Source organism: Aeromonas sp. NJAU223, assembly GCF_051125555.1.
GTDB lineage: Bacteria > Pseudomonadota > Gammaproteobacteria > Enterobacterales > Aeromonadaceae > Aeromonas > Aeromonas veronii_G.
The window spans coordinates 4,159,678-4,169,483 of record NZ_CP144204.1; the positions used below are offsets into that span (position 1 = coordinate 4,159,678).

9 protein-coding genes and 1 riboswitch are annotated in these 9,806 nt (G+C 61.1%); of the genes, 2 read left to right on the plus strand and 7 right to left on the minus strand.

All coding sequences use genetic code 11. The annotated features are described in order from the left end of the window. Positions 1–165: 165 nt before the first annotated feature. A complete protein-coding gene (locus tag VZC39_RS19180; RefSeq protein ID WP_434664540.1) occupies positions 166–585 on the plus strand; it encodes a GNAT family N-acetyltransferase in 420 nt (139 codons plus the stop codon). A gap of 180 nt (positions 586–765) precedes the next feature. After that, positions 766–1,641, plus strand: a complete 876-nt coding sequence (locus VZC39_RS19185; RefSeq protein WP_434664541.1) for a hypothetical protein — start codon at positions 766–768, stop codon at positions 1,639–1,641. 552 nt (positions 1,642–2,193) lie between these two features. On the opposite strand, the gene thiH is transcribed toward VZC39_RS19185, so the two are convergent. The 7 genes from thiH to VZC39_RS19220 form a co-directional block, all read right to left on the minus strand. After that, a complete protein-coding gene (gene thiH, locus VZC39_RS19190; protein ID WP_434664543.1) occupies positions 2,194–3,408 on the minus strand; it encodes a 2-iminoacetate synthase ThiH in 1,215 nt (404 codons plus the stop codon). Further along, complete coding sequence (locus VZC39_RS19195; RefSeq protein ID WP_434664544.1) at positions 3,405–4,172, minus strand: thiazole synthase; 768 nt, start codon at positions 4,170–4,172, stop codon at positions 3,405–3,407. The genes thiH and VZC39_RS19195 overlap by 4 nt, the downstream gene beginning before the upstream one ends. An 85-nt stretch (positions 4,173–4,257) precedes the next feature. After that, positions 4,258–4,464 carry a sulfur carrier protein ThiS gene (thiS, locus tag VZC39_RS19200; RefSeq protein ID WP_434476163.1) on the minus strand — a complete coding sequence of 69 codons (207 nt, stop codon included), beginning with the start codon at positions 4,462–4,464 and terminating at the stop codon, positions 4,258–4,260. Continuing rightward, on the minus strand, positions 4,461–5,237 hold the full coding sequence (locus VZC39_RS19205) for a HesA/MoeB/ThiF family protein (protein WP_349920023.1): 777 nt from the start codon (positions 5,235–5,237) through the stop codon (positions 4,461–4,463). The genes thiS and VZC39_RS19205 overlap by 4 nt, the downstream gene beginning before the upstream one ends. Further along, complete coding sequence (gene thiE, locus VZC39_RS19210; protein WP_434664546.1) at positions 5,227–6,831, minus strand: thiamine phosphate synthase; 1,605 nt, start codon at positions 6,829–6,831, stop codon at positions 5,227–5,229. Before thiE ends, VZC39_RS19205 begins: the two co-directional genes overlap by 11 nt. Continuing rightward, a complete protein-coding gene (gene thiC / locus VZC39_RS19215; protein ID WP_434664548.1) occupies positions 6,828–8,855 on the minus strand; it encodes a phosphomethylpyrimidine synthase ThiC in 2,028 nt (675 codons plus the stop codon). The genes thiE and thiC overlap by 4 nt, the downstream gene beginning before the upstream one ends. Positions 8,856–9,121: 266 nt before the next feature. Then, positions 9,122–9,235, minus strand: a riboswitch (TPP riboswitch). A gap of 35 nt (positions 9,236–9,270) precedes the next feature. Next, positions 9,271–9,804: a GNAT family N-acetyltransferase gene (locus tag VZC39_RS19220; protein ID WP_434664550.1), complete on the minus strand. Its 534-nt coding sequence runs from the start codon at positions 9,802–9,804 to the stop codon at positions 9,271–9,273. Positions 9,805–9,806 lie beyond the last annotated feature (2 nt).

The following is a 9,806-nucleotide window of genomic DNA, read 5'->3' on the forward strand; positions in this document are numbered from 1 at the left end:
CCGAGCGCGAGGCGCCTTGCCCACCCAGCGACAGGGATTGGCCCAATCAAATAGCCATCGCTACAAGCGACACTGTGAGAGAGAGCCGACAACCACTCATTCTCCACCTTGACCCTCTGCCGTTGCCGGGTGATGCTGCTCACTCTTCATTTGGAGCTAACCACCATGCGACTGACCCCACCCCAGACCCCACAGAGCGATGATCTGGATGCCCTGCGCGCCGGCCTCTCCGGCTACAACCTGGCCATGGCGGGCGCCCATCAACGGGAACAGATCGCCAGCTTTATCAAGGACGAAGAGGGCAAGGTATTGGGGGGCATCCTCGCCGATATCAAGTGGGGCTGGCTGCACGTGGACTGGCTCTGGATCGACGAACGCATTCGTAAAGATGGCTGGGGCGCCCGCCTGCTTGACGCCATGGAGCAATACGCCCAGAACCAAGGCATCACCAATTTCCACCTCGAAACCACCAGCTTCCAGGCCCTGCCCTTCTATCAAAAACAGGGCTATTCCGTCTTTGGCGAGCTGCCGGATATGCCGCCAGGGCATGTCAGTTACTTTCTCAAAAAGCAGGGTTGCCAATGACATTCCAGCCCCTTGCCAACGCCAATATAGTGATTAGCTCCTTCGAGCCGGGCGATGCAGATGAAGTAGTGTCTTACTGTAACTGCATGGCAATTGCAGGCCGACACACAATTTCGGATACTCCATAAAATTTCGTGATAAATTAGATGAAAATCAAAAAAATATAATAAGGTAGAATATATGCCATACAATAGATGGATTTCTGCAGACCCAAATACAATTGCATACAGAATATTTAAAAAACATCATTGCGAAATAAACGACTACATCTGGAGCTATATCCCACTGGAGTCTTTTTGTTCTTATATAGTCAGAAATGAAAAAACAAAAAATATACACGAGATATTTTATGTAAGTGGCCCCGATGCAAAACGAGTGTATAAGGAAAGACATAAGTGGAAAAACGACATCGAAGATTTTTCCAAATGGACAAATATCAATGCTCTGGTTTCCATTCTTTCGTATTTTGAATTTTATATGAAGCGAATCTGCTACACAGCCATCATGTCAGATCCAGGTTTAATAATAGGTTCATCACGAGCAGTTGACGGCATCATAAACTTAAAAAACAACATTGAAATACCAATAGATGTTTACGTTGAGAGAATAACAAAAGGGACGTGGTTTGATAGAGCAAGAAACTTTGAGAGTTTATTCAAATGGATTCCTGATTCGATAAAACACAACTTAAACAAATTAGATGACATGAGGAATATTAGAAACAGAGCTGCCCATGCATTTGGACGTAACTTGAACGATGTTTTCATTGAGAAAGATGATGACATGCCTATGGACACGTTAAAACTAAAACAACTTAAATCTTTTATGTCTCTAATAGATAACATTGCCACAGAAATCGATCAATATCTTTTGGAAAATCATATTGGAGAATTTGAATCCATTCATTTACTTCATAAAAACAAAAGTAAACTACATGGTTTTAATAATGAAAAAGCACGGCAGATTAAAAAGTTGCTCAACGCATCTAGAGTCGGCAACTCGAGGAATATAGATTTTTGCGAACAGCTAGTTGAGTATTATTACAGAATAGAATAAACCCCATACTTTCTCAGCGCTATAGAACTGCACCTCTATATCCCTTACCCAAAAACGCATGCGCGGCGCTATGTGCTCAACTTATTGCACTCTACGACTCCCCCCCTGAGGTTATGGCGGGCACGGTCTTGGTTCCCCCTCCAATCCGCCGAGGGGAAGGGGCAAGGTCAGGAGCGCCATCAGGGATGATGGCGCAGACGCAGCCGGCACAGGGATGTGCCGTCTGCGGCGGTCCGTCCGACCTTGCCCTGACCCGAGGGAAACCGCGAAGCGGTCGGATTGGCGGGGGTGGCCTTTCTTTTGGTGACTTTTCTTTGGCCACGCAAAGAAAAGTTACTCGCCCTGGCCCGAAGGGCGGGCGAAAACCCTTCGAGGCCAGCGGCCTCGTGTCCTGCACGGCGCAGCTGTGCCATTTCCCCCACCCTGTGGAACGCGCCAATTTCCCCACTCGATCGTCTGATTACGCTTCGCTAATCAAACTTACGACGGCACGGCGTCGCCGTGCCATCAGACTTGCCGCAGACAGCGGAGTCCCGCCGCCATGCCGGGCGGCTACCGGCCAAGGAAAGGTTCCCAGTCCTTAAACACCGGCTGCAACCCCGCCTGCCGCACGGCAGCAGCCACTTCCCCCAGGGATCTGTCGTCGTGGATGGCAAACTGCTCCAGCTCCTCCTTGCCGCCGTCGGCGTAGCCGCCGGGCTGGGTGCGCGACTCCGCCGACATCTGGGTGATACCAAGGCGCAGGGCGCCGTTGCGAAACGCAGGGGATTCCCGGGTAGAGAGGGAGAGATCCAGAGTCGGCGAGAACAGGCGCCAGGCGCAGATAAGTTGCACCAGCTGGCGGTCCGTCATGGTCACCTCGGGCTCCAGCCCGCCGGTGCAGGGGCGCAGGCGCGGGAAGGAGAGCGAATAACGGCTCTGCCAGTGATGGCGCTCCATCCAGGCCAGGTGTTCGGCCACGAAGTAACTGTCGGCGCGCCAATCTGCCGAGAGACCGATGAGCGCCCCGAGGCCTATCTTGTCCACCCCGGCGCGGCCGAGCCGGTCCGGGGTGGCGAGACGCCATTCGATGTCCTGCTTGTTGCCGCGCAGGTGATGGCGGGCGTAGGCGGGGGCGTGATAGGTCTCCTGATAGACCATGACGGCGTCCAGGCCGAGGGTTTTCAGCTCGGCGTATTCGGCCTCGGACAGGGGCTGTACCTCCATCCCGACGGTGCTGAAGTGGCGGCGAATGATGGGCATCATCTCGCGAAAATAGGCCATGCCCACCTTGGTCTCGTGCTCACCGGTCACCAGCAGCACGCTGTCAAAACCGCGCGCCTTGATGGCCAGGCACTCGCGCTCTATCTCATCGCTATTCAGGGTCTTGCGTTTGAGGCGGTTGCTCATGGAGAAGCCGCAGTAGCTGCAGTCGTTGGCGCAGAGGTTCGACAGATAGAGCGGCACATAGAAGCCGACCGTGTTGCCAAAGCGCTGACGGGTGATACTTTCTGCCAGCTGGGCTAGCTGGGGCAGATAAGCCTCTGCCGCCGGGGAGATCAGCGCCATAAAATCCTGCAGATTGCGGCGCGATTTTCCCAGCGCCAGTTCCACGTCCCGGGCCGTCTTGGCCCGGATCTGCATGCCCACGTCGTCCCAGTCGAGCGCCTGCCAGCGGTCGACAAAGCTCGCTTCCTTTGTCTCGGCCGCGGCCCTCACCCCCAGCCCCTCTCCCAAAGGGAGAGGGGAGATAATAGCTTGTCCCGTGACGACGACTCCCTGGCTCATAGGGCCTCCAGAAAATCGGTCAGGGGGCTAGAAGCGCTGGCCTGGAAGCCGCGAATGCCGAGGCCAGCCGCATAGGCGCTGCGGCCCGCCTCGCAGGCGAGCGCGAAGGCACGGCCCATGGCGACCGGATCACCACTCACGGCAATCGCCGTGTTGACCAGCACCGCATCGGCGCCGAGTTCGAACGCCGCCGCCGCGTGGCTGGGCGCCCCTATGCCCGCATCCACCACCACGGGCACATTGGCCTGCTCGATGATGATGGCGAGGAACTCCCGGGTCACCAGCCCCTGGTTGGAGCCGATGGGTGCGCCAAGCGGCATGACGGCGGCGCAGCCCACCTCTTCGAGCCGCTTGCAGAGCACGGGATCGGCGCCGCAGTAGGGCAGCACCACGAAGCCCTCCTTCACCAGCTGTTCGGCGGCTTTGAGCGTTTCTATGGGATCGGGCAGCAGGTATTTGGGGTCGGGGTGAATTTCCAGTTTCAGCCAGTTCGTCCCCAGCGCCTCTCGGGCCAAGTGGGCGGCAAACACCGCCTCGGCGGCGGTCTTGGCCCCCGAGGTATTGGGCAGCAGCTTGACCCCGAGCGCTCGCAAGGGCGTGAGGATATCGTCGTGGCGTTTGCCCGGCTCCAGCCGCTTGATGGCCATGGTGACCAGCTCTGAGCCGCTCGCCTCGATGGCGGCGGCCATCAGTTCCGGGCGGGCGAACTTGCCGGTGCCGGTAAACAGACGCGATGAGAAATGGTGATCGGCAATGCGCAGCATCTTAGCCTCCGGCCATAGTGGTAGGAAGAGATGGCGATCCGCCGCAAGGCAGCCCCATCAGGAGTGAGAGAGCAAACTTCATGCGTTACCCTCCGGCGATGGCAGTGAAGAGATGAAGTTCATCCCCGTCATTGAGGGGGGTCTCTGGCCAGCGGCTGCGGGGCAGCACGGCGCCATTGAGGGCCACCGCCACCCCCTGAGGGTTGATCGCTTGCGCCGCCAGCAGGGCGGCCACGCTGGCACCCTCTTCCGTCGTCAGGGCCAGCGCCTTGTCGTTCAATCGAATATTCATGGGCAATCCTTGTTGGCGCTGCCACAAACAGGGCAGGCGGGATCCGCAGGCAGGCGCAGAGTCTGCCACTCGTGAGTCAAAGCATCGAAGCGGCGCAGGGTGCCCGCCACCGGGCTCTCACGGCCGAGCAGCAGCTTGATGGCCTCCAGCGCCTGCAAAGAGCCCATCACGCCCACCAGCGGGCCGGTGACGCCGCTGCTCTGGCAGCTCTCCTTGATGTGGGTATCCGCCGGGTAGAGGCAGGCGTAGCAGGCGTGCTCGGGGGCGCTTCGCACCATCAGCTGACCCTGCCAGCCGACCGCGGCGGCCGAGACCCAGGGCTTGCCCAAGGCCACGCAGGCGGCGTTGATGGCGTGGCGGGTGGCGAGGTTGTCGCAGCAGTCGATCACCAAATCCACCTCGGCCACGAACGCCGGCAGGTTCGCGTCATCGAGACGCTGGTTGATGGCAATCAGCTCCACCAGCGGGTTGTGGGCTGCCAGTCGCTCGCGGGCCAGCTCGGCCTTGGAGCGGCGCAGATCCTCGCCCGTGTAGAGAAACTGGCGCGGCAGATTGCTGGAATCCACCACGTCGCCGTCGGCGAGCCAGAGCGTGCCCACCCCGGCGCCGGCGAGATAGAGGGCGAGCGGTGAGCCCAGCCCCCCGAGGCCGACCACCAGCACCGACTTCCCTTTGAGCCGCACCTGTCCCGCTTCCCCAATTTCCGCCAGCATCAGCTGGCGGCCGTATCTCAGGTACTCTTCGTCACTTAACGACGCCTCGTCAGAGCGCATAGACAGCCTCCTTTGCCTGGATGGCGGAGTGCGCCGGATCCCCTGCCCCCACAGCGGCCAGCAGCCGGGCCGTGGCCCCCTGCCAGTCATCGCTCCCTGTGATGGCGGAGACCAGGGCGATGCTGCCGACCCCGCTCTCCTGCACCGCTGCAATGCGGGGCTCGCCGATGCCGCCGATGGCGACCGTGGGCCAGTCCGCCATCAGGGCGCGGTAGTGGTGCAACCGCACCAGCCCCTGGGGGCACGACGGCATCTGCTTGGTATTGGTGGGGAAGATATGACCGAGCGCGATGTAGGAGGGGGCGAGTTCCCGCGCCCGCATCAGCTCGAAGTAGCCGTGGGTGGAGATGCCGAGGCGCAGGCCGGCGGACTGGATGGCGGCGAGATCCGCCGTCTCCATGTCCTCCTGCCCCAGGTGCACGCCGTAGGCACCCGTTTCAATGGCCAACTGCCAGTAGTCGTTGATAAAGAGCCGGGCGCCATGCTGGCGGCCCAAAGCCACCGCAGTTCGAATAGCTGGCGCCACCTCGGCTTCTGGCAAGTCCTTGATCCGTAATTGTATGGTCTTGACCCCCGCCGCCAGCAGCCGCTCCAGCCACTGCACCGAATCCACCACGGGGTAGAGGCCGAGGTGATGTTCGGTCTCGGCGAAGGGGCCTCGGGGCAAGCGTGCCTCGCTGGCAGGACAGAGACCGAAGCGGCGATCCAGCTCGGAACCTGGCAGCACGGCGCGAGGGAACCGGGCGAGATCGGTCGGCCAGCCGAGGTGGGCGATGGGGCCGGGGCCGGCTCCCACCCCTTGTGCCCCTGCCAGCCCTTGCTGCAGGTAAGCGCGCGCAAGCGTGATGGCGTCTTCGATGGGGTAATCCAGCGCCACAATGGCGGCGATGGCGCTGGCATAACAGCAGCCGGTGCCGTGGCCGTGGCGGGTGGCCAGACGAGGTGCCGCCAGCCAGAACTCGCGGTGCTCGTCCTGGTAGTAGTCAAGGCAGTGATCCCCGCTCCAGCCGAGGTGGCCGCCCTTCACCAGCACGGCGCGGGCGCCGAGTTCTCGCAGCCGCGCCGCCCCTGCCCGTACCAGTGCCGGGCTGGTCGCCGGGATGCCGGTCAGGGCCTCCAGCTCGGGGCCGTTGGGGGTGATGAGGGACAGGCGTGGCAGCAGGTGTTCGCGCACCGCCGCCAGCATGTTCGGCTCCGCCATGGGGGTGCCGGTGCTGGCGATGGCGACCGGGTCATAGACCACGAAGGGGGCGCTCAGGGTATCGAGTCGCCGGGCCAGCACCTCCACATGCAGCCGGGTCGGCAGCAGGCCTATCTTGATGGCGGCAGGGGGCAAGTCGACGCCGAGGGCGTCGATCTGGGCCGTGAAGCTCTGCATCAGCACAGGATCCACCATCTTCACCGCCACCGAGTTCTGGGCCGTGATGGCGGAGATCACCGAGCAGCCGTGCACGCCGAGGGCGTGCAGGGTATGCAGATCGGCCTGGATGCCGGCGCCGCCCCCGGAGTCCGAACCTGCTATGGTCCAGACCACGGGGCGTGGGGCCGCCGTCAGGGCATGGGCGGGGCTGAGAGCCCCGCGCTCGCTGCTCACGCCTCCTCCCCTGCGGCCTGCTTCAGGGTAGCAGCCTGATGGTAGAGCTCGCCCCCCTTCTCCTTGAACACTTCCGCCATCTGGGCCATGCCGGTTTCCACCTCCGCCACGACCCGCTCCTGCTGGCCGTCCATGCCCACCAGTTTCACCTCGACCGCTTCCAGCTTGGCGGCATAGTCGCGCACGTCCTGGGTGATCTTCATGGAGCAGAACTTGGGGCCGCACATGGAGCAGAAGTGCGCCACCTTGCCGGACTCTTGGGGCAGGGTCTCGTCGTGGTAGGCGCGGGCTGTCTCGGGATCCAGCGCCAGGTTGAACTGATCCTCCCAGCGGAACTCGAAACGCGCCTTGGACATGGCGTTGTCGCGGATCTGGGCGCCCGGGTGACCCTTGGCCAAGTCGGCGGCGTGGGCGGCGATCTTGTATGTGATGAGCCCCTGCTTCACGTCCTCCTTGTTTGGCAGCCCCAGGTGCTCCTTGGGGGTGACGTAGCAGAGCATGGCGCAGCCGTACCAGCCGATCATGGCGGCACCGATGCCGGAGGTGAAGTGATCGTAACCGGGGGCGATGTCGGTGGTGAGCGGGCCGAGGGTGTAGAAGGGGGCCTCGTGGCAGTGCTCCAGCTGCTCGGTCATGTTGCGTTCGATCATGTGCATGGGCACGTGGCCCGGCCCCTCGATCATCACCTGCACGTCGTACTCCCAGGCAATCCTGGTGAGCTCACCCAGGGTGTGCAGCTCGGCGAATTGCGCCTCGTCGTTGGCGTCATAGACGGAGCCCGGACGCAGGCCATCACCCAGCGAAAGTGCCACATCGTAGGCCGCACAGATCTCGCAGATCTCGCGAAAATGCAGGTAGAGGAAGTTCTCCTTGTGGTGGGACAGGCACCACTTGGCCATGATGCTGCCACCACGGGAGACGATGCCGGTGAGGCGCTTGGCGGTCATGGGCACGTAGCGCAGCAGCACACCCGCGTGGATGGTGAAGTAATCCACCCCCTGTTCGGCTTGTTCGAGCAGGGTGTCGCGGAACAGCGCCCAGGTGAGATCCTCGGCGATGCCGTTGGTCTTCTCCAGGGCCTGATAGATGGGCACGGTACCGATGGGCACCGGGCTGTTGCGCAGGATCCACTCGCGGGTCTCGTGGATATAGCGGCCGGTGGAGAGATCCATGACGGTGTCGGCGCCCCAGCGGGTGGACCAGACCAGCTTCTCCACTTCCTCCTCGATACTGGAGGTCACCGCCGAGTTGCCGATGTTGGCGTTGATCTTCACCAGGAAGTTGCGGCCGATGATCATGGGCTCCGCTTCCGGGTGGTTGATGTTGCTGGGGATGATGGCGCGACCGGCGGCCACCTCATCGCGCACGAATTCCGGGGTAATGTTCTGGGGCAGACGGGCACCGAAGCCCTGACCCGGATGCTGGCGCAGCAGCAGCTCGGAGCGCACCCGCTCGCGGCCCATGTTCTCGCGAATGGCGATGAACTCCATCTCGGGGGTGACGATCCCCTGGCGAGCATAGTGCAGCTGGGTCACCCACTTGCCGGATTTGGCGCGACGGGGTTTGGGCAGGTGCTCGAAGCGCAGATGATCCAGCCCCTCGTCCGCCAGACGCTCCTGGGTGAAGATGGAGCTCAGGCCCGGCAGCGGCTCGGTATCGCCCCGCTCCAGCACCCAGGCTTCCCGCAGTCGTGGCAGGCCGAGACGCACGTCAATCTGGGCGTTCTCATCCCCATAGGCGCCCGAGGTATCGTAGACGGGCACGGGATCGTTGGATTCAAACTTGGGCTCCTCCTTGGTGCCACCGACGAAGGTGTCGGCCAACTGGATCTCGCGCAGTCCAACCCGGATGTCAGGACGGGAGCCCTGGATGAAGATGCGCTTGGAGTTGGGATGGGCCATGCCCTTCAAGTTATCGATAAAGCGCTGGGCGCTGGCACGCTGCTCGCGGCGGCTGGCCGGGACGGCCTTGGCATTGTCGGAAACGGGCTGGACTTCTGGTGCGGACTGGATTGGGGTAGACATAGCAAAACTCACATTAACTGGTTGAAGTTATGGGTGTTTGCTTGTCTGGAGTTCGAGGAGAAGATGAACCTGCGAGCGGATGTGCTTACGAGAGGGAGTGGTGCCGCTGTCTTGGCCACCAGGCTGACTATCCTGGCTTCCCCTCCTGTCCCGCACAGACCCTCCCTGATGGGATGATTCGGCGAGGCAGGCTCCCCCTCGTGCGCTGGCTTGCCGAGGGCTGGCCCTGTAGCAAGCAGGGAGCGGAGGCTCCCAAGCGCGGCAACTCGCAAGTTACCCTTGTTTCCCTTCGCAGGTCTTAACCTGATCAGGTTCCACGGATCCCGAATTAACGGTCTCAGCTTAGCGTCGTTCGACGGTCAGCACTCCGACAAGATGGCGCCAGTATAAAGGGGGTTTCACAAAGCACAAGCCATTAACACAGCCGACCAGTAAGGCCTGAGGCCGCTCCTCTATAGCTCCAAAGGTCTAATGGCGCCAGGCTGAGGCGATAAAAATCCGTCTGCACATGTTTGGGGTTGGGGCTCAGCCATGCCCAACCAAACCGCCGGTAATGATTGAGTGCCCGCACGTTGGTTCTACTCACGGAGAGCATCGCCCATCGACAGCCTGCAATGCATAACTGGTGCCGGATATATGCCTGCAACTGTGCCGCCAGGCCGGTGCCACGGTAGTCGGGGAACAGATAGATAAGTTGCACATAACCTGTCTCGGCGTCATCGGAGAAGCTGCGAAACTCCAGCTGGCCGACCAGCTTCTCGTCTGCCCAGATATGGCTGTAGAACCACCCCGGCTGCGTTTGCCGCTGCTGGATCTTGTCCCGATAGCCAGAGATAAATTCGGCAAAGCCATCATGTGTATGGAAGCTGCAAAAATAGGCATCCCTGCGCGCCTCGAGACAAAGTTCGAAATCTCTTTCGAGATTGATCTCCTTAAATTCAACCAGCAATG

Bases quoted from the DNA above. Each gene is read 5' to 3' on its own strand.
- VZC39_RS19180 (WP_434664540.1), top strand. From the start codon at position 166: ATGCGACTGACCCCACCCCAGACCCCACAGAGCGATGATCTGGATGCC.
- VZC39_RS19185 (WP_434664541.1), top strand. From the start codon at position 766: ATGCCATACAATAGATGGATTTCTGCAGACCCAAATACAATTGCATAC.
- thiH (WP_434664543.1), bottom strand. From the start codon at position 3,408: ATGAGCCAGGGAGTCGTCGTCACGGGACAAGCTATTATCTCCCCTCTC.
- VZC39_RS19195 (WP_434664544.1), bottom strand. From the start codon at position 4,172: ATGCTGCGCATTGCCGATCACCATTTCTCATCGCGTCTGTTTACCGGC.
- thiS (WP_434476163.1), bottom strand. From the start codon at position 4,464: ATGAATATTCGATTGAACGACAAGGCGCTGGCCCTGACGACGGAAGAG.
- VZC39_RS19205 (WP_349920023.1), bottom strand. From the start codon at position 5,237: ATGCGCTCTGACGAGGCGTCGTTAAGTGACGAAGAGTACCTGAGATAC.
- thiC (WP_434664548.1), bottom strand. From the start codon at position 8,855: ATGTCTACCCCAATCCAGTCCGCACCAGAAGTCCAGCCCGTTTCCGAC.